21 protein-coding genes are annotated in these 19,747 nt (G+C 62.1%); 19 read left to right on the forward strand and 2 right to left on the reverse strand.

What is annotated here, in order from left to right; translation table 11 throughout:
* From fliR to yegS, 19 genes are all read left to right on the forward strand, one after another.
* A complete protein-coding gene (gene fliR, locus OSC50_RS06965) occupies positions 1-786 on the forward strand; it encodes a flagellar biosynthetic protein FliR (protein WP_181075825.1) in 786 nt (261 codons plus the stop codon).
* Between the two features lie 3 nt (positions 787-789).
* On the forward strand, positions 790-1,926 hold the full coding sequence (gene flhB, locus OSC50_RS06970) for a flagellar biosynthesis protein FlhB (protein WP_181075823.1): 1,137 nt from the start codon (positions 790-792) through the stop codon (positions 1,924-1,926).
* 188 nt (positions 1,927-2,114) lie between these two features.
* On the forward strand, positions 2,115-2,321 hold the full coding sequence (locus OSC50_RS06975; protein WP_181075821.1) for a S1 domain-containing protein: 207 nt from the start codon (positions 2,115-2,117) through the stop codon (positions 2,319-2,321).
* Positions 2,322-2,343: 22 nt separating this feature from the next.
* Positions 2,344-2,544, forward strand: a complete 201-nt coding sequence (locus tag OSC50_RS06980; protein ID WP_181075820.1) for a cold-shock protein — start codon at positions 2,344-2,346, stop codon at positions 2,542-2,544.
* Positions 2,545-2,893: 349 nt separating this feature from the next.
* Entirely contained in the window at positions 2,894-5,008 is a 2,115-nt protein-coding gene (flhA, locus tag OSC50_RS06985) for a flagellar biosynthesis protein FlhA (RefSeq protein WP_219855131.1), read from the forward strand.
* A 12-nt stretch (positions 5,009-5,020) separates the two neighbouring features.
* The gene (gene flhF / locus OSC50_RS06990; RefSeq protein ID WP_181075816.1) at positions 5,021-6,337 is read left to right on the forward strand and encodes a flagellar biosynthesis GTPase FlhF; all 1,317 of its coding nucleotides are present in this window, start codon (positions 5,021-5,023) and stop codon (positions 6,335-6,337) included.
* A 104-nt stretch (positions 6,338-6,441) separates the two neighbouring features.
* Positions 6,442-7,275 (forward strand): flagellar synthesis regulator FleN, encoded by an 834-nt coding sequence (gene fleN / locus OSC50_RS06995; RefSeq protein ID WP_003192912.1) that lies wholly within the window; start codon positions 6,442-6,444, stop codon positions 7,273-7,275.
* Positions 7,272-8,012: an RNA polymerase sigma factor FliA gene (fliA, locus tag OSC50_RS07000; RefSeq protein ID WP_181075814.1), complete on the forward strand. Its 741-nt coding sequence runs from the start codon at positions 7,272-7,274 to the stop codon at positions 8,010-8,012. The genes fleN and fliA overlap by 4 nt, the downstream gene beginning before the upstream one ends.
* Positions 8,013-8,181: 169 nt before the next feature.
* Positions 8,182-8,556, forward strand: a complete 375-nt coding sequence (locus OSC50_RS07005; protein WP_162276696.1) for a chemotaxis response regulator CheY — start codon at positions 8,182-8,184, stop codon at positions 8,554-8,556.
* An 18-nt stretch (positions 8,557-8,574) separates the two neighbouring features.
* A complete protein-coding gene (locus OSC50_RS07010) occupies positions 8,575-9,363 on the forward strand; it encodes a protein phosphatase CheZ (RefSeq protein ID WP_253508746.1) in 789 nt (262 codons plus the stop codon).
* Between the two features lie 11 nt (positions 9,364-9,374).
* Positions 9,375-11,612 carry a chemotaxis protein CheA gene (locus OSC50_RS07015; RefSeq protein WP_266246282.1) on the forward strand — a complete coding sequence of 746 codons (2,238 nt, stop codon included), beginning with the start codon at positions 9,375-9,377 and terminating at the stop codon, positions 11,610-11,612.
* Positions 11,613-11,659: 47 nt separating this feature from the next.
* Complete coding sequence (locus OSC50_RS07020; RefSeq protein ID WP_266246281.1) at positions 11,660-12,793, forward strand: protein-glutamate methylesterase/protein-glutamine glutaminase; 1,134 nt, start codon at positions 11,660-11,662, stop codon at positions 12,791-12,793.
* Positions 12,793-13,533 carry a flagellar motor protein gene (locus tag OSC50_RS07025; RefSeq protein ID WP_253508740.1) on the forward strand — a complete coding sequence of 247 codons (741 nt, stop codon included), beginning with the start codon at positions 12,793-12,795 and terminating at the stop codon, positions 13,531-13,533. Before OSC50_RS07020 ends, OSC50_RS07025 begins: the two co-directional genes overlap by 1 nt.
* Before the next feature lie 15 nt (positions 13,534-13,548).
* Positions 13,549-14,436, forward strand: a complete 888-nt coding sequence (gene motD, locus OSC50_RS07030; protein ID WP_181075805.1) for a flagellar motor protein MotD — start codon at positions 13,549-13,551, stop codon at positions 14,434-14,436.
* A gap of 51 nt (positions 14,437-14,487) precedes the next feature.
* Positions 14,488-15,276 (forward strand): ParA family protein, encoded by a 789-nt coding sequence (locus tag OSC50_RS07035; protein ID WP_181075803.1) that lies wholly within the window; start codon positions 14,488-14,490, stop codon positions 15,274-15,276.
* Positions 15,276-16,085, forward strand: coding sequence for a CheW domain-containing protein (locus OSC50_RS07040; RefSeq protein WP_253508738.1), 810 nt, complete (start codon positions 15,276-15,278; stop codon positions 16,083-16,085). Before OSC50_RS07035 ends, OSC50_RS07040 begins: the two co-directional genes overlap by 1 nt.
* 83 nt (positions 16,086-16,168) lie before the next feature.
* Positions 16,169-16,654, forward strand: a complete 486-nt coding sequence (locus OSC50_RS07045; protein WP_370694733.1) for a chemotaxis protein CheW — start codon at positions 16,169-16,171, stop codon at positions 16,652-16,654.
* On the forward strand, positions 16,655-17,047 hold the full coding sequence (locus tag OSC50_RS07050; protein WP_181075799.1) for a DUF2802 domain-containing protein: 393 nt from the start codon (positions 16,655-16,657) through the stop codon (positions 17,045-17,047).
* A 181-nt stretch (positions 17,048-17,228) separates the two neighbouring features.
* Positions 17,229-18,149 (forward strand): lipid kinase YegS, encoded by a 921-nt coding sequence (yegS, locus tag OSC50_RS07055; RefSeq protein WP_253508734.1) that lies wholly within the window; start codon positions 17,229-17,231, stop codon positions 18,147-18,149.
* Here the strand turns inward: yegS and OSC50_RS07060 are convergent.
* Together OSC50_RS07060 and OSC50_RS07065 are read right to left on the reverse strand one after the other, a co-directional pair.
* Positions 18,108-18,767, reverse strand: coding sequence for a response regulator transcription factor (locus tag OSC50_RS07060; protein WP_181075795.1), 660 nt, complete (start codon positions 18,765-18,767; stop codon positions 18,108-18,110). The genes yegS and OSC50_RS07060 overlap by 42 nt on opposite strands.
* Positions 18,764-19,657, reverse strand: a complete 894-nt coding sequence (locus tag OSC50_RS07065; protein WP_181076168.1) for a sensor histidine kinase — start codon at positions 19,655-19,657, stop codon at positions 18,764-18,766. Before OSC50_RS07065 ends, OSC50_RS07060 begins: the two co-directional genes overlap by 4 nt.
* Positions 19,658-19,747 lie beyond the last annotated feature (90 nt).

The following is a 19,747-nucleotide window of genomic DNA, read 5'->3' on the forward strand; positions in this document are numbered from 1 at the left end:
ATGCAATCCTTGCTGGCCTTGACCGACACGCAGATCAGCACCTGGGTGGCCTCGTTCATCCTGCCGCTGTTTCGCGTGACGGCGATGTTGATGGCCATGCCGGTGTTCGGCACGACCCTGGTACCGCGGCGGGTGCGCCTGTACTTCGCGGTGGCGATCACCGTGGTGATCGTGCCCGGGCTGCCGCCGATGCCGCCGGTAAATGCGCTGGACCTGAGCGCGCTGCTGCTGATCGCCGAGCAAATCCTAATCGGCGCCTTGCTCGGCTTTTCCCTGAGCCTGTTTTTCCAGGCCTTCGTGATCGCCGGGCAAATCATCTCGGTCCAGATGGGCATGGGCTTTGCCTCCATGGTCGACCCCACCAACGGTGTGTCGGCGGCGGTGATCGGGCAGTTCCTGACCATGTTGGTGACCTTGCTGTTCCTGGCCATGAACGGTCATTTGGTGGCGTTCGAAGTCATGACCGAAAGCTTCATCACGCTGCCGGTGGGCTCAGGATTGGTGGTGAACCATTTCTGGGAAATCGTCGGGCGCCTCGGCTGGGTGCTGGGCGCGTCACTGTTGCTGGTATTGCCTGCGATCACGGCGCTGCTGGTGGTCAACATCGCGTTTGGCGTGATGACCCGTGCGGCGCCGCAACTGAACATCTTCTCGATCGGTTTCCCATTGACCCTGGTGTTGGGCATGGGGATTTTCTGGATCGGCCTGGCCGACATTCTCAATCAGTATCAACCGCTGGCGACCGACGCCTTGCAGTTTTTACGTGATCTGGCACGGGCGCGCTGAGCCATGGCCGAGAGCGAGAGTGGTCAGGACAAGACAGAAGACCCCACGGAGAAACGCAAAAAGGACTCCAGGGAAAAGGGCGAAATCGCCCGCTCCAAAGAGCTCAATACCGTCGCCACCATGATGGCCGGCTCCGGTGCGCTGCTGATCTATGGCGGCGGCCTGGCCCTGGATCTGATGGAGCTGATGAAGCTCAACTTCGCCTTGCCCCGCGAGGTACTGCTCAGCCCCGGCGCGATGGGCCAGTACCTGCTGCACTCGGGCAAGATCGCGATCCTGGCGGTACAGCCGATTCTGATTACGTTGCTGCTGGCCGCGCTGATCGGCCCGGTGTCCCTTGGCGGCTGGCTGTTCGCCGCCAGCAGCATGGCGCCCAAGTTCAGCCGCATGAACCCGGCGGCGGGGCTCAAGCGCATGTTTTCGGCCAAGGCGCTGGTCGAGCTGCTCAAGGCCTTGGCCAAGTTCATATTGATTCTGTTCGTGGCCATGGCGGTGTTGTCGTCCGATATTGATGACTTGCTGCGCATTGCCCATGAGCCGTTGGAGTCAGCGATTATCCATAGCGTGCAGGTGGTGGGCTGGAGTGCGCTGTGGATGGCGGCCGGGCTGATCCTCATCGCTGCGGTGGACGCTCCGATTCAGCTGTGGGAAAGCCATAAGAAACTGCTGATGACCAAGCAGGAGGTGCGCGACGAGCACAAGGACCAGGAAGGTCGGCCCGAGGTCAAGCAGCGCATCCGTCAGCTGCAGCGCGAGATGTCGCAGCGCAAGATGATGGCTTCGGTGCCGGATGCCGACGTGGTCATCACTAACCCGACCCACTACGCGGTGGCGCTCAAGTACGACCCGGAGAAGGGCGGGGCGCCGATGCTGCTGGCCAAGGGCAGCGACTTCACCGCGCTGAAAATCCGCGAAATCGCGGTGGCCAACGACATCCTGCTGCTGGAATCGCCGGAATTGGCGCGCTCGATTTTCTACTCCACCGACCTCGACCAGGAAATTCCCGCCGGGCTTTATCTGGCGGTGGCCCAGGTGTTGGCGTATGTCTATCAGATTCGCCAGTATCGCGCCGGCAAGGGCAAGCGTCCTGATCCGCTCAAGGATCTGCCGATTCCGCCGGATCTGCGCCGCGATTCCTGAGCCGTCGGGTGATCAGTCGTGCTGTGGCAGGCCTGCTCTCACCGCAAGGTCTCCTCATCCATAAGTCCTCCCATTGGCCGTTACCACTCGTCGCTGATCAGTGTCTACCTGTCAACTTTGACAGTAGCCAGCATCGCTTTCTCGCGGTTCCATAACCTCGCTGCGCATCAAGATGCAGGGAGTGGGAAATGCAGGTTTTTAAAGGCTGGGTTCAAGCGTATGACCCACAGACCGGCAAGGGTTTGATCGCTCCGGAGGAGTGGGGTGAGGTGGTGGCGGTCGATCTGCTCAGCTCAGGCGGTCGTTTGCTTTCGCAGGGCCAGAGAGTGGCATTTCAGAAAATCCATCGTCCTGATGGAGTCTATGCGTGCGAGATCAAGCTGATCTGCGTTTAATTGAAGTGTACGGAGAACGGCAATGGCAACAGGTACTGTGAAGTGGTTTAACGCGGAGAAGGGCTTTGGATTTATCACTCAGGACGGTGGGGGCGATCTATTTGTCCACTACTCGGCCATAAAGAGCGACGGATTCAAGACCCTTGAAGAGGGGCAAAAAGTGGAGTTCGAGGTTACCCAGGGGCCCAAAGGTGCTCAGGCTGAAAACGTTCGCGCCCTTTGAGCTTCAGTTCTTCGGTGTTGGACTAGCGAGCGGGCCTCCTAGAGACGGTCCCCAATTCTTGCAATAAATGTCCTCAGCAGCGCTGGCTGCACATAGCGCAAATGTGGGAGGGGGCTTGCCCCCGATGGCGGTGTATCAGGCACCTGATCCAGGCCAGACAGACTGCAATCGGGGGCAAGCCCCCTCATTACATTTGGATGACAACATCCGATCCCCCGAGTGTTTGTGAGGTTCTCCAGGCACAAAAGTAAAGTTGGAAGGCTTCTTGCAATACCGCCTGCAAGTCGCCAGCTGGCGTCAAAAGTTTGCTTCAAGGAAACGAGGAATACCGGTGGTGGATCGCTCTCAAATGCTCAGCACGGCCCGTGGCACCCTGACTGACCTGTCGCGGGGCAATCTGGGTGTGCCGTTGTTGTTGCTGGTGATGCTGGCAATGATGATGTTGCCGATGCCACCGTTTCTGCTGGACGTGTTCTTCACTTTCAACATCGCGCTGTCCGTGGTGGTGCTGCTGGTCTGCGTGTACGCCCTGCGTCCGCTGGATTTCGCGGTGTTCCCCACCATCCTGCTGGTGGCGACCCTGTTGCGCCTGGCGCTCAACGTCGCGTCGACCCGCGTGGTGATGCTGCACGGTCAGGACGGCCACGCCGCCGCCGGTAAGGTGATCCAGGCCTTCGGTGAAGTGGTGATCGGCGGTAACTACGTGGTCGGTATCGTGGTGTTCGCCATCCTGATGATCATCAACTTCGTGGTGGTGACCAAAGGCGCCGGGCGTATTTCCGAGGTGAGCGCGCGTTTCACCCTCGACGCCATGCCCGGCAAACAGATGGCCATCGACGCCGACCTCAACGCCGGTCTGATCGACCAGAACCAGGCCAAGTCGCGCCGCCTGGAAGTCGCCCAGGAAGCCGAGTTCTACGGCTCCATGGACGGTGCCAGTAAATTCGTGCGCGGTGACGCCATCGCTGGCCTGTTGATCCTGTTCATCAACCTGATCGGCGGCATGGCGGTCGGTATCTTCCAGCACGGCATGAGTTTCGGCGATGCCGGTAAGGTGTACGCCTTGCTGACCATCGGTGACGGTTTAGTGGCGCAATTGCCATCACTGTTGTTATCCACAGCGGCGGCGATCATGGTGACCCGTGCGTCGGGCTCCGAAGACATGGGCAAGCAGATCAGCCGGCAGATGTTTGCCTCGCCCAAGGCCCTGGCCGTGGCGGCGGGCATCATGGCGATCATGGGCCTGGTGCCGGGCATGCCGCACGTGTCGTTCCTGAGCATGGCAGCCATGGCCGGTGGCGCGGCTTACCTGTTCTGGAAAAAACAGAACATGGTCAAGGTCCAGGCCCAGCAAGAGATCGCTCGCCAGCAGGAACTGCTGCCATCCCCGGCCCGCGCCCAGGAAACCAAGGAATTGGGCTGGGATGACGTGACCCCGATCGACATGATCGGCCTGGAAGTCGGCTACCGCCTGATCCCATTGGTGGACCGCAACCAGGGTGGCCAATTGCTCGCGCGGATCAAGGGCGTGCGCAAGAAGCTGTCCCAGGACCTGGGCTTTTTGATGCCCACCGTGCACATTCGCGACAACCTCGATTTGGCGCCCAGCGCCTACCGCCTGACCCTGATGGGCGTGATCCTGGCCGAAGCCGAGATCTACCCCGATCGCGAACTGGCGATCAACCCCGGCCAGGTGTTCGGCAGCCTCAACGGTATTACCGCCAAAGATCCGGCTTTCGGCCTGGAAGCGGTGTGGATCGAAATCAGCCAGCGCAGCCAGGCCCAATCCCTGGGCTACACCGTGGTCGACGCCAGCACCGTGGTTGCCACGCACCTGAACCAGATCCTGTACAAGCACTCTCACGAGCTGATCGGCCACGAGGAAGTCCAGCAATTGATGGGGTTGCTCGGCAAAGCCTCGCCAAAACTCGCCGAAGAGCTGGTGCCGGGCGTGCTGTCGCTGTCGCAATTGCTCAAAGTGCTGCAGGCGCTGCTGGCCGAACAAGTGCCGGTGCGCGACATCCGCAGCATTGCCGAAGCCATCGCCAACAACGCCGCCAAGAGTCAAGATACCGCCGCGCTGGTGGCCGCGGTGCGCGTCGGATTGTCCCGCGCAATCGTGCAAAGCATTGTAGGGCTTGACTCCGAGCTGCCTGTTATCACCTTGGAACCAAGGTTGGAACAAATATTGCTCAATAGTATTCAGAAGGCAGGGCAAGGCCAGGAAGAAGGCGTTCTGCTGGAGCCAAGCATGGCTGAAAAACTGCAGCGTTCGTTGATCGACGCCGCACAGCGCCAGGAAATGCAGGGCCAACCGGTGATTCTGCTGGTGGCGGGTCCGGTCCGAGCGATGTTGTCGCGGTTTGGACGCCTGGCAGTACCGAATTTGCACGTGTTGGCTTATCAGGAAATTCCTGACAACAAGCAAGTGACTATCGTCGCGACAGTAGGGCCCAACGGCTGAGGGTAGTGGGTTATGCAAGTGAAGCGTTTTTTCGCCGCCGATATGCGTCAGGCCATGAAACTGGTCCGTGATGAGCTGGGCGCCGACGCCGCGATTATCGGTAACCGTCGTATTGCCGGCGGTGTCGAGCTGACGGCTGCCCTGGACTACACCCCCTCGGCGCTGGCGCCACGCGTTCCCAACATGGAGCTCGAGGACGAGTTGCGCAAGACCGCTTCGCGCATCGTCTCGGCCCAGGCCGAACTGAGCATGCGCGGCGACAGCGATGCCACCACCAATCGCCAGTTGTTCGCCGGCCTGCCGCTGACCGCCGCCGAGCCGCTGGTTGAGCCTACGTTTGTCGAACCGCCGCGTCCCGCCGCGCCAGCCCCGGCCGCCGCCGTCGACCAGCGCATGTTCGATTCGATGCGTTTTGAACTCAATGGCCTGCGTGAATTGCTGGAAGTGCAACTGGGCTCCCTGGCCTGGAACCAGTTGCAAGGCAGCAAGCCGCAGCAAGCCAACCTGTGGCGTCGCCTGCAACGCATCGGCCTGTCCGGCCCGTTGTCCCGCGACTTGCTGGCGTTGACCACTGAAATCGACGAGCCACGCCAGGCCTGGCGCATGCTGCTGGCGCACCTGGCCCGCATGATCGTCACCCCGGAAATCGAACCCCTGGAAGAGGGCGGCGTGATCGCCATGGTCGGTCCTGCCGGCATGGGCAAGACCACCACCCTGGCCAAGCTGGCGGCGCGTTATGTGCTCAAGTACGGCGCGCATAACATCGCGCTGGTGAGCATGGACAGCTACCGTATCGGTGCCCAGGAACAGCTCAAGACCCTGGGGCGCATTCTTAACGTGCCGGTAACCCATGTCGACCCGGGCCAGTCCCTGGCCAACGCCCTGGACCCGCTGCTGCGCAAACGCGTGGTGCTGATCGACACCGCCGGCCTGCAAGCCAGCGATCCGGCGCTGCGCATGCAGCTGGAAAGCCTGGCCGGGCGTGGGATCAAGTCAAAAAATTACCTGGTGCTTGCAACCACCAGCCAGAAACAGGTTCTTACCGCTGCCTACCACAGCTACAAACGCTGTGGGCTGGCCGGTTGCATCCTGACCAAATTGGACGAAACCGCCAGCCTGGGCGAAGTGTTGAGCCTGGCTATCGGTCATGCATTACCGGTCGCCTACCTGACCGACGGGCCGCGGATTCCGGATGATCTGCATCTGCCGCGCCGTCATCAGTTGGTCAGCCGTGCCGTCAGCGTGCAAATGCAGGACGAGCCTAGCGAGGAAGCGATGGCCGATATGTTCGCTGATCTGTACCACAGCCCGGCAAAACGGGTGGGCTGAGCAACATGAACACAATGCAATGTACCTACATTGATGGTCTGCAAGCGATTCACGCGGCCAAGCCATGTAGCCTGCGTCTAAGCAAGACAAGGTAAAGAAATAAAATGGGCAGCATGCATCCCGTACAGGTGATCGCGGTGACCGGCGGCAAAGGTGGCGTCGGAAAAACTAACGTGTCAGTGAATTTGTCCCTGGCGCTGGCAGAGCTTGGCCGTCGCGTCATGCTGCTGGACGCCGACCTGGGGCTGGCGAACGTCGACGTTCTGCTGGGGCTGACGCCCAAACACACCCTGGCCGATGTGATCGAAGGCCGGTGCGAGCTGCGCGATGTGCTGCTGCAAGGCCCCGGTGGGATCCGCATCGTGCCGGCCGCTTCCGGCACCCAGAGCATGGTGCACCTGAGCCCCGCGCAGCATGCCGGGCTGATTCAAGCGTTCAGCGATATCGGCGACAACCTCGACGTGCTGGTGATCGACACCGCTGCGGGGATCGGCGAGTCCGTGGTCAGCTTTGTGCGCGCCGCGCAGGAAGTATTGCTGGTGGTCTGCGATGAACCCACCTCGATCACCGACGCCTACGCCCTGATTAAACTCCTTAACCGTGACTACGGCATGAACCGCTTCCGCGTCCTGGCCAATATGGCCCAGAGCCCGCAGGAAGGGCGCAACCTGTTCGCCAAGTTGACCAAGGTCACGGATCGCTTTCTCGATGTCGCCTTACAATACGTCGGCGCAGTTCCCTACGACGAATGTGTGCGCAAGGCCGTGCAGAAACAGCGCGCGGTCTACGAAGCATTCCCTCGTTCGAAATGCGCCTTGGCGTTCAAGGCTATTGCCCAGAAGGTCGATACCTGGCCGCTGCCCGCCAACCCGCGTGGGCATCTGGAGTTTTTCGTCGAGCGATTGGTGCATCAGACGAGCGCAGGGCCAGTGCTATGACATCGAGCGGTTACAACCTCTACAAAAAATCGGCGCGTGACAGCCAGGGTGAACTGATCGAGCGCTATGCGCCCCTGGTCAAGCGCATTGCCTACCACTTGCTGGCCCGGTTGCCGGCCAGCGTGCAGGTGGAGGATCTGATCCAGGCGGGCATGATCGGCCTGCTGGAGGTGTCGACCAAGTACGACGCCACCAAGGGTGCGAGTTTCGAGACGTATGCGGGTATCCGTATTCGCGGCGCGATGCTCGATGAAGTGCGTAAAGGTGACTGGGCACCCCGTTCGGTGCATCGCAATACGCGCATGGTCAGTGACGCAATTCGAGCAATTGAAGCAAAAACCGGTCGTGACGCTAAAGATCATGAAGTTGCGGCCGAACTCCAATTGAGTCTCGACGATTATTACGGGATTTTGAACGATACCTTGGGCAGCCGCCTGTTCAGTTTCGACGACCTGTTGCAGGACGGCGAGCATGAAGGGCTGCACGAGGACGGCGCGAGCGCTCACATGGAGCCGTCGCGCGACCTGGAGGATGAACGCTTCCAGGGGGCATTGGCGGACGCAATCGCCAATTTGCCGGAGCGTGAACGTTTGGTGTTGGCGCTGTACTACGACGAAGAGCTGAACCTCAAGGAAATCGGTGAGGTGCTGGGGGTCAGCGAATCGCGGGTCAGCCAGTTGCATAGCCAGTGCGCCGCCCGCTTGCGGGGACGTCTGGGAGAGTGGCGAGCGCGCTGACAGGCAGTGTGGGGACACTGCAGAGCGATACCGCGTGGGCCATGGGCCTGCGCGGGTTCGGCCCGTGGTGGCCCCGGCAGTCCTTTTTGTGTAATGCCTGTTGATTGAAATGGCGCGTCCAGGTGCTGGGCGCGTTTAAGACTGCTTGGAGGTCGAATTGGACAAGAACATGAAAATCCTCATCGTTGATGACTTCTCAACGATGCGGCGGATCATAAAAAACCTGTTGCGTGACCTTGGGTTCACCAACACGGTCGAGGCGGATGATGGCATCACGGCGCAGCCGATCCTCAACAGCGGAGGCATCGACTTTCTGGTCACGGACTGGAACATGCCCGGCATGACCGGCATCGACTTGCTTCGCTGGGTGCGCGCCGACGAAAAGCTGCGCAACCTGCCCGTGCTGATGGTGACCGCCGAAGCCAAGCGTGAACAGATTATCGAAGCTGCCCAGGCCGGCGTTAACGGTTATGTGGTCAAGCCATTCACTGCACAGGCGTTGAAAGAGAAGATCGAAAAAATCTTCGAACGCATCCACGGCTAATGCCATCGCGGGGGAGCTATGGAGCAGAAAGAAACGTCACAGGGAGACTTTGAGTCAACCCTGAAAAAACATGCTCACCAACTGGTCGACAGCCTTGAAAAAGGTCATTTCGGCGACGCGGTGCAGTTAATCCATGAGCTCAATCAGACCCGTGACCGAGGCCTGTACCAGGAAGTGGGCAAGCTCACGCGCGAGTTGCACAGTGCAATCGTCAATTTTCAGATTGACCCGCACATGCCCCAGGCCGAAGAAATCTCGCAGATTACCGATGCCACCGAACGCCTGTCCTACGTGGTCAGGCTGACCGAGGCGGCGGCCAACCGCACCATGGACCTGGTGGAAAACGCCACGCCTCTGGTCAACGGCATGGCCAATGAAGCCCAGGCCCTGAATGCCGACTGGGGCCGCTTCATGCGTCGGGAAGTGGGGGCTGAAGAGTTCCGCGAGCTGGCACGCCGGGTCGAAGGGTTCCTGTCACGCAGCGAGCAGGACAACCGCACGGTGTCCAGCAACCTCAACGACATTCTGCTGGCCCAGGACTACCAGGACCTGACCGGTCAGGTGATCAAGCGTGTGACGCAGTTGGTCACCGAAGTGGAAAGCAATTTGCTCAAACTGGTGCTCATGGCAGGCCAGGTTGACCGTTTCGCCGGCATCGAACATGACCGCGAAGCGATCCTCTCGGAAAAAGATCCACAAAAACATCTCGCCAAGGGTGAAGGTCCGCAGATTCATGCCGATAAACGTGAAGACGTTGTGTCAGGTCAGGATGACGTAGATGACCTGTTATCCAGTTTAGGCTTCTAAGGAGCACCCACATGAGCTTCGGCGCCGATGAAGAGATCCTTCAGGATTTCCTTGTAGAGGCCGGCGAAATTTTAGAGCAACTGTCCGAACAACTGGTCGAGCTGGAAAGCCGCCCGGATGATGCGAACCTGCTCAATGCAATTTTTCGCGGTTTTCATACTGTAAAAGGGGGCGCCGGCTTCCTCCAGCTCCATGAGCTGGTGGAGTGCTGCCACATCGCCGAGAACGTGTTCGACATCCTGCGTAAGGGTGAGCGGCACGTCGACTCGGAGTTGATGGACGTGATTCTCGAAGCACTCGATGCGGTCAACGGCATGTTCAGCCAAGTGCGCGAACGTGCCCCGATCACCGCTGCCACCCCGGAACTGCTGGCCGCCCTGGCGCGTTACGCGGAGCCTGCCGACCTGGCGGCCGAGCCCGTGGCTGAGGCGGTGGCGGAACCTGAGCCGGCGCCGGAACCGGACGTTACCGACAGCGAGTTCGAACAGCTGCTCAGCTCTCTCAGCGCGGTCAAGGCCGAAGCTGAAGCTCCTGCTGCAGCGGCCCCGTCGCAGGCGCCGACCAGCGAAGACATCACCGACGCCGAGTTCGAGTCGCTGCTCGATCAGTTGCACGGCAAGGGCCAGTTCGCCGCCGACGCCGTGGCACCCGCCGCCGCAGCGCCGGCGCCGGCCGCTGCCACTGCCAGCACCGATATCACTGACGACGAATTCGAAGCGTTGCTCGACCAGTTGCATGGCAAGGGCACCTTCGCCGCCGATGCGCTGCCGGAAGTGGCCGCCACCGCGGCAGCCCCTGCGGCACCGGCCGCCGCCAAACCGGCGACACCGGCCCAACCCGCCGGCGACGGCCTGATCACCGATCATGAGTTCGAAGCACTGCTGGACGATCTGCACGGCAAAGGCAAGTTCAGCGAAGTGGCCCCGGCCGCCGCAGCGACGGCCGCCGCCGCCAAGCCTGCACCGGTAGCCGCGAAGGCCGCCGCCCCGGCCGCCAAGCCTGCGCCTGCTCCGGCCGCCGCGGCTGCCCCTGCACGAGCGGCCGCCGCCGCGCCGGTGGCCGACAAGCCTGTGACTGAAGCCGAAACCACCGTGCGGGTCGATACCGCGCGCCTGGACGACATCATGAACATGGTCGGCGAACTGGTATTGGTGCGTAACCGCCTGGTGCGCCTGGGCCTGAGCAGTGGCGATGAGTCCATGCAAAAGGCCGTGTCGAACCTCGATGTGGTGACCGCCGACCTGCAGACCGCCGTGATGAAAACGCGGATGCAGCCGATCAAGAAAGTCTTCGGCCGCTTCCCGCGCCTGGTTCGCGACCTGGCGCGCCAGCTGAAGAAAGAAATCAACCTGGAACTGGTAGGCGAAGAAACCGACCTCGACAAAAACCTCGTCGAGGCCCTGGCCGACCCGCTGGTCCACTTGGTGCGCAACGCCGTCGACCATGGCGTGGAAACCCCGGAAGAACGTGAAGCCTCGGGCAAGTCCCGTGGCGGCAAGGTGATCCTGGCGGCCGAGCAGGAAGGCGACCATATCCTGCTGTCGATCACCGACGACGGCAAGGGCATGGATCCGGCCATCCTGCGCAACATCGCGGTCAAGCGTGGCGTGATGGACAAGGATGCCGCCGACCGCCTGACCGACACCGAGTGCTACAACCTGATCTTCGCCCCAGGCTTCTCGACCAAGACCGAGATCTCCGACGTGTCGGGCCGTGGCGTGGGCATGGACGTGGTCAAGACCAAGATCAGCCAGCTCAACGGCTCGATCAATATCTACTCGACCAAGGGCCAGGGTTCCAAGATCGTCATCAAGGTGCCGTTGACCCTGGCGATCATGCCGACCCTGATGGTGATGCTGGGCAACCAGGCCTTCGCCTTCCCGCTGGTCAACGTCAACGAGATTTTCCACCTCGACCTGTCGCGCACCAACGTGGTGGACGGCCAGGAAGTGGTGATCGTGCGCGACAAGGCGTTGCCGCTGTTCTACCTCAAGCGCTGGCTGGTGGCATCGGCGGCGCATGAAGAACAGCGCGAAGGCCATGTGGTGATTCTCTCCGTGGGCACCCAGCGTATCGGCTTTGTGGTCGATCAACTGGTCGGCCAGGAAGAAGTAGTCATCAAGCCTTTGGGCAAAATGCTGCAGGGAACCCCGGGCATGTCGGGTGCGACTATCACCGGTGACGGTAGGATCGCGCTGATTCTCGATGTTCCGAGCATGCTCAAGCGTTACGCCGCTCGGCGTATTTGATTCTGGCGGGGCAGGGCGGTCAGCCCGCCCCGCCTAACGGAGTGTTTATGGCAGTCAAGGTCCTGGTGGTGGACGATTCGGGTTTCTTCCGCCGCCGCGTCTCGGAAATTCTTTCCGCCGATCCAAGCATCCAGGTGGTCGGCACGGCCACCAACGGCAAAGAGGCGATTGATCAAGCCATTGCGTTGAAGCCGGATGTCATCACCATGGACTACGAGATGCCCATGATGGACGGCATCACGGCGGTGCGGCACATCATGCAGCGCTGCCCGACTCCGGTGTTGATGTTCTCCTCGCTGACCCATGAAGGCGCCCGAGTGACCCTCGACGCGCTGGATGCGGGGGCCGTGGACTTCCTGCCGAAGAATTTCGAAGACATCTCGCGCAATCCCGAGAAGGTCAAGCAACTGCTGTGCGAGAAAGTCCACAGCATTTCCCGCAGCAACCGTCGCAGCCTGTTCAGCGCGCCTTCGCCTTCGCCGGCACCTGCTCCGGCTGCTCCGGCGGCGCCGAGCAGTTCGACGTTCGGGCGTCCGGCCCCCGCGCCGGTTGCCCGGCCGGCGGCGGCTCCCGCGCGGGCATCGGCGTCGACAAGCCACTCGCCGGCGCCCAAGCGCAAAGCCTACAAGCTGGTGGCCATCGGCACGTCCACCGGTGGCCCGGTAGCGTTGCAGCGCGTGCTCACTCAGTTGCCGGCCAACTTCCCGGCGCCGATCGTGCTGATCCAGCACATGCCGGCGGCATTCACCAAGGCCTTCGCCGAGCGCCTGGACAAGTTGTGCCGCATCAGCGTCAAGGAAGCCGAAGATGGCGACATCCTGCGTCCGGGCCTGGCGCTGCTGGCCCCGGGCGGCAAGCAGATGATGGTCGACGGGCGTGGTGCGATCAAAATCCTGCCGGGTGACGAACGCCTCAACTACAAGCCCTGCGTTGATATCACCTTCGGTTCGGCGGCCAAGTCCTACGGCGACAAAGTTCTGGCGGTGGTGCTCACCGGCATGGGCGCCGATGGTCGCGAAGGTGCGCGGTTGCTCAAGCAGGGCGGCAGTGCGATCTGGGCTCAGGACGAAGCCAGCTGCGTGATCTATGGCATGCCCATGGCGATCGTCAAGGCCGACCTGGCCGATGCGGTCTATAGCCTGGATGACATCGGCAAGCACCTGGTGGAGGCCTGCCTCTGATGGATGTCTTGAGCCTGATCGGCATCACCATGGCGTTCGTCGCGATCATTGGCGGCAACTACCTTGAGGGCGGCCACCTCGGCGCCCTGGCCAACGGGCCGGCGGCGCTGATCGTGATCGGCGGCACGGTGGGGGCCGCGTTGCTGCAGTCGCCATTGAGTTCGTTCAAGCGCGCCATGCAGATCCTGATCTGGATTATTTTCCCGCCGCGCGTCGACCTGGCCGGCGGCATCGACCGCGTGGTCAACTGGAGCCTTACCGCCCGCAAGGAAGGCCTGCTGGGCCTGGAGGGCGTGGCCGATGCCGAGCCCGACAGCTACGCGCGCAAAGGCCTGCAGTTGCTGGTGGACGGCGCCGAGCCGGAAGCGATCCGCAGCATCCTGGAGGTGGATTTCTTCACTCAGGAAAGCCGCGATATCAACGCCGCCAAAGTCTTTGAAAGCATGGGCGGCTACGCGCCGACCATCGGCATCATCGGTGCGGTAATGGGCCTGATCCACGTGATGGGTAACCTGGCCGATCCGTCGCAATTGGGCAGCGGTATTGCCGTGGCCTTCGTCGCCACCATCTACGGGGTGGCGAGCGCCAACCTGGTGCTGCTGCCGGTGGCCAGCAAGCTCAAGTCGATCGCCATGCGCCAGTCGCGTTACCGTGAAATGCTGCTCGAGGGCTTGCTGTCGATTGCCGAGGGCGAGAACCCGCGCTCCATCGAATTGAAGCTCCAGGGCTTCATGGATTGATGGGAGGTATGGGTTGTGAGCCGTCGCCGTCGCGAGCCTGAAGAACACGTTAACCACGAACGCTGGCTGGTGTCCTACGCGGACTTCATCACCCTGCTGTTCGCGTTTTTCGTAGTGATGTACTCCATCTCGTCGATCAACGAAGGCAAGTACAAAGTGATTTCCCAGGCGCTGATCGGCGTATTCAACGACGCCGACCGTTCGCTCAAGCCGATCCCCATCGGTGAGGAACGGCCCCGCACCGTGACCCCGGCCAAACCGCTGGTCAACGACAGCGATGAAACCGCCGCCGGGGTGGGGGGCACCAGCGACCCGCTCAAGAGCATCGCCGATGACATCAGCGCCGCATTCGGCGACCTGATCAGTTCCAACCAGATGACCGTGCGCGGCAATGAGTTGTGGGTCGAGATCGAGCTTAATTCCAGCCTGCTGTTTGCCAGTGCCGATGCGATGCCCAGCGACCAGGCGTTCACCATCATCGATAAAGTGGCGGCTATCCTCAAACCGTTCGAGAACCCGATCCACGTCGAAGGCTTCACCGACAATATTCCGATCAGCACCGCGCAGTACCCCACCAACTGGGAACTGTCGTCGGCGCGCGCGGCAAGCATTGTGCGCATGCTGGCGATGCAGGGTGTGAACCCCGGTCGCTTGGCGTCGGTGGGTTATGGCGAGTTCCAGCCGGTGGCCAATAACGCCACGCTGGAAGGACGTGCGCGCAACCGTCGGGTGGTGCTGGTGGTGTCGCGCAACCTGGATGTGCGCCGCAGCCTGACCGGCACCGGCACCGCCAATGCAACACCGGATGCGGCCTTGAGGCGTGCTGGCACACAAACTGCACCGCCAGCGATTAAGCCGCCGGTTCGTCAGAGCGCCGTCAATTCTCCGTCACCGGCTCAATAACTTTATGCAATGTCTCGGTCGCGCCTGTGCCTGCCGGGAGGAACCATCCGAATGAGAGTCTGGGCAGTTGCCAATCAAAAAGGTGGAGTCGGCAAGACCACCACCTCCATCGCTCTGGCCGGTTTGCTGGCCGAGGCGGGCAAGCGCGTGGTCGTGGTCGACCTGGACCCCCACGGCTCGATGACCAGCTATTTCGGCTATGACCCGGATGCGCTGGAACACAGCTGCTTTGACCTGTTCCTGCACAAGGGCAACGTGCCCGGCGACCTGCCTGGGCAGTTGCTGTTGCCCACCAGCGACGAGCGTATTTCGCTGTTGCCGTCCAGCACCGCACTGGCCACTCTCGAGCGCCAGTCGCCAGGTCAGAGCGGTCTGGGCCTGGTCATCGCCAAGACCCTGGCGCAACTGTGGCAGGACTTTGACTACGCCGTCATCGACAGCCCGCCGCTGTTGGGGGTGTTGATGGTCAACGCGTTGGCCGCCAGCCAGCAACTGGTGATCCCGGTGCAGACCGAGCACCTGGCGGTCAAGGGCCTGGAGCGCATGGTCAGCACCCTGGCGATGATCAACCGCTCGCGCAAGCAGCCGCTGCCGTTCAGCATCGTGCCGACCCTGTTCGACCGCCGCACCCAGGCGTCGCTCGGTACGTTGCGTGTATTGCGCGATGCGTACCCGGACACCATCTGGCAAGGCTACATTCCGGTGGACACGCGCCTGCGTGACGCCAGCCGCGCCGGGCTCACCCCTTCGCAGTTCGATGGCAAGAGCCGTGGCGTGCTGGCTTATCGCGCGTTGCTCAAGCACCTGTTGTCTCAGCAACTCGTGGCGCAGGTGGCATGATGAACCGTCCCGTCGACCTCAAGACCAAGACCCGGCCGCAGCTGGCGCTGGAATCCTACCTGGATGCCCTGCTGCAGGAAGCAACCGACGAAGATCTGCCGGAACCGGTGCTGGTACTGGAGCCGATAGTCGAAACCAGCAGTGCGCTGGATGAATTCCAATTGGCCGTGCTGGAAGAGCAGGCACGGGACGCCCGGATCGTGGTGCCTGTCGCCGCGCCGGCCGTCGTTGTGGTGCCGGAGCCTGTGGTGCCGGCGCCCGTGGTCGTCGAACCGGTGGTGCAAGTGCACCTGCCACCGAGCATCACTCCGCCTCCGGCAAGCGGCGATGGCCGCCCGGCATGGGCCGCCGAGCCGTTCGAATGCCTGTTGTTCGACGTCGCCGGTCTGACCCTGGCGGTGCCCCTGGTGTGCCTGGGTTCGATCTATTCGCTCGAAGGTCACGAGCTTACGCCGCTGTTCGGGCAGCCGGAATGGTTCCTCGGCATCCTGCCCAGCCAGGCCGGCAACCTTAAGGTGCTGGATACCGCGCGCTGGGTGATGCCCGACCGCTACCGCGACGATTTCCGCCAGGGCTTGCAGTACGTGATCTCCGTTCAGGGCTATGAGTGGGGGCTGGCGGTGCATCAGGTCAGCCGCTCGTTGCGCCTGGACCCCAACGAAATCAAATGGCGCAGCCACCGGGGCCAGCGGCCCTGGCTGGCCGGCACCGTGATCGAACACATGTGCGCGTTGCTTGACGTCGCCGAACTGGCCGAGTTGATCGCCAGCGGTGCCGTCAAGTCGATGCCCGGTAACAAACGCAGTTGATTGAACACGCCGGCCGCACGGGTGTGCGGTCGCCGAACGAAGCACACACGCCGTATCCAACGGCATTTGAAGGGGTCATGGGTATGAATATGTCAGCATCAGCACAAAAAGGCTCGGACGATCCGATTCTGCAATGGGTGACCTTCAAGCTGGACAACGAGACCTACGGCATTAACGTGATGCGCGTGCAGGAAGTGCTGCGCTACACCGAGATCGCCCCGGTCCCGGGTGCGCCGAGCTATGTGCTCGGCATCATCAACCTGCGCGGCAACGTCGTGACCGTGATCGACACGCGCCAGCGTTTCGGCCTGGACACCGCTGAAGTCACCGACAACACGCGCATCGTCATCATTGAAGCCGACAAGCAAGTGGTCGGTATCCTAGTCGACAGCGTCGCCGAAGTGGTCTACCTGCGCCAATCGGAAGTGGAAACCGCGCCGAACGTGGGCAACGAAGAGTCGGCCAAGTTTATCCAGGGCGTGTGCAACAAGAACAACGAACTGTTGATTCTGGTTGAGCTGGACAAAATGATGAGCGAAGAAGAGTGGTCGGAACTGGAGAGCATCTGATTGTTCCTTGAGGTCGCGGTGATCGTCCTGGCCCTGTTGTGGGCCGGGACCCTGGGTTTTCTGCTGCGCTACATGGCCCAGCAGCGCGAATTGGCACTGCAGCAGGCCGAGCGCGAGGCTGTGCGCGATCGGCGCATTCTGGAACTGGTCAAGCGCGTCGACCATTACCAGAAGAGCGCGGTGCGGGTCGGGGATGAGGTGCATGAACTGCGCGCGATCCTCGCTCCGATGCCGGACAAGCTCGAGCAGCTGGAGCAGCGCGATCCTGCCAACCTGTCGTTTGCCCAGGCGGCGAAGCTGGTGGGGATGGGCGCGACGGTGGACGACCTGACCCAGTCGTGCGGCTTGACCCAGGCTGAGGCGCAGTTGATGAGTAAGTTGCACAAGAGCTGATTGCGTCTGTGCCGAGCAGGGCAAGCCTGCTCACTACAGAACCAGGTGTCAGGCGTTAAGGAGCGTCGCGCCTGCGATGGGGAGCGCCCGGCCGCCCAATTAATTTCCAATCCCACTGACTTTTTTCTTCTCCTCCAAGGTCCACATCCTTCAAGCACCTTTGAATCAGGAGATTCCCCGCATGAGCACCCCCAAGGCACTGTTGATCCTTCACGGCAAGCAAGCCCTCAACGAGGACGTGCGCAGCGCCGTGCTGGCCCGGCGTGAGCAGGGTTGGGAGCTGGCAGTGCGGGTGACGTGGGAGGGCGGCGACGCTCGGCGCCTGGTGGGCGAGGCGTTGGAGCAGGGCTATACGCACATCATTGCCGGCGGCGGCGACGGCACCTTGCGCGACGTGGCCGAGGCGATGGCCCAGGCCAGGGCCGATGCCAGCCTGGTACTGATGCCGCTGGGCACCGCCAATGATTTTGCCAAGGCCGCCGGGGTGCCGTTGGAACCGGCCCAGGCCCTGGCACTGCTGGACGTGGCGCCGCGGGCGATCGACCTGGGCCAGGTGGGCGGCCAGGTTTTTCTGAACATGGCCACCGGTGGGTTCGGCAGCCAGGTCACCGCCAATACCTCCGAAGACTTGAAGAAAGTCCTGGGCGGCGCGGCGTATCTGTTTACCGGCCTCACGCGTTTCAGCGAGTTGAAGGCTGCCTACGGCGAGCTGGAAGGCCCGGATTTCCAGTGGAAGGGCGAGATGCTGGCGCTGGGCATCGGCAACGGTCGCCAGGCCGGCGGTGGGCATGTACTGTGCCCGCAGGCAATGGCCGATGACGGTTTGCTCGATGTGAGCATTCTGCCGGCGCCGCAGGAAGTGGTCGGCACTTTGCGCGAGCTGATGAGCAATGGCTGGGGGTTGGACAACATGTTCGTGCGCGCGCGCCTGCCGTGGGTGCAGATCAAACAGGCCGAAGGGCTTTACATCAATCTGGACGGCGAACCGCTCAAGGGCGACGACCTGCGTTTCGAAACACTGCCCAAGGCGCTGCGGGTGCACCTGCCGCTGGGCTCGCCCCTAGTCGTCCAGGCTGATGATCTTCTCGCGCACCGCGAATAACACCAGCCCCGCCACGTCGAATATCTGCAGGCGCTTCATGATCTGCGAGCGATGGGCTTCCACGGTCTTGATGCTCAACCCCAGCCCGTGGGCGATCTCGCGGGTGGACTTGCCGCGTACGATCAGGCGCAGGATCTCCAACTGGCGCGGCGTGAGGTTGTGGCTGTGGCCGACCGGCACGGCGGGCCCCTGGCTGCGTACCAGCGCCTGGCTGATCACCGTGTGGGCGATCGCCGGGCTCAGGTAGCGCTCATTGTTGCGCAGCGCGCGCAGGGCGTGTTCCAGCTCGTTGGCGCTGGTGTCCTTGAGCAGGTAGCCATGGGCGCCGGCTTCCAGTGCGCACATGATCAGTTCCGGGTCGGTGTGCATCGACAGGATCAGCACCTTGCAGCGGGGATAGGCGCTTTTGAGCTGCTGCAGCGCGTCAAGGCCGCTGGTGTGCTTCATCGACAGGTCCAGCAGCACCATATCGGGTTGCAGCACGTGGAATTGCTCCAGCAACTGCGCGCCGTCGCTGGCTTCGCCGATCACCGTATAGCCGGGAATATCCTGGATCAACGCACGCACGCCGGCCCTGATCAGTGCATGGTCATCCACCAGGAGTAATGTGCAGGTCACTCGAGAACCTTAGGGGAGCTGGCCCGTTCGAGGGCGCGCGGCGCCCAGGGAAAAAGTGCGTCGATGCGTGTGCCATGACCAGGCTGACTGTTGACCGACAGCGTGCCGCCCAGTTGATCAATGCGTTCGGCCATGCCGGCCATGCCCCGCTGGCCTTCGCGGCCTGGGTTGCCGGCGGGCAGGAAGCCCTGGCCGTCGTCACTGATGCTCAGCGACAGCCCTTCGGGCAGGCGTTGCAGGCGCACCAGCAGGTTATGCGCGTGAGCATGACGCAGCATGTTGGTTACCGCTTCCTGGGTGATGCGAAACGCCGCCACGGCCATCTCTTCCGGGATGCCGGTAAGCCGCTGCTGGCATTCCAGGCTCCAGTGCACAGGGGTGTTTTCAAGGGTCTTGAGCAAATGCGCGCGCAGACTGGCTTCCAGCCCCAGGCTGGTCAGTTGCCGGGGATTGAGGATGGCCGACACGTCGCGCACCTTGGCCAGGGTCTCGTTCAGCGTATTGCATAGCACCGCGCATTGGCTTTGCAGGTCTTGCGGCAGGCGACGCTTGAGCCATTCACTTTGCAGCTTGGCGGCGGTCAGTAATTGGCCGATGTCGTCATGCAGTTCGCGGCTGAGGCGGTGACGTTCGTTTTCCTGCACCTGCAGCAGGCGATCGGCCAGTTCCTGCGGCTGCAGGCGAATGGACTTGCGCGAGCGCCACTGTTGCAGGCCGAGTACCAGCAGCGTGGCCAGGTTCAGCAGCAATACGCTCAGCGGCAACGGGGCGGCGTGGTTAAAGGCCCACAGGCTGATCAGCAGCGAGGCAAGGCACAGGCCAAAGATCAGGCGGCGAGCATGGCTGCGGGACGCGGACCTGGCGAGGAGTGACTTGAGGCTGGCGTACATAGCGGATGGAGCCAATGAGAAGTCGTTGCGAAAGTTCGGACACGTCTGACGAGGCTCAGTCTGAAGTGCATGGCCGAAGCGTTTATATAC

It is taken from the genome of Pseudomonas quebecensis (genome assembly GCF_026410085.1).
In the GTDB taxonomy this organism is placed as follows: Bacteria; Pseudomonadota; Gammaproteobacteria; order Pseudomonadales; family Pseudomonadaceae; genus Aquipseudomonas; species Aquipseudomonas quebecensis.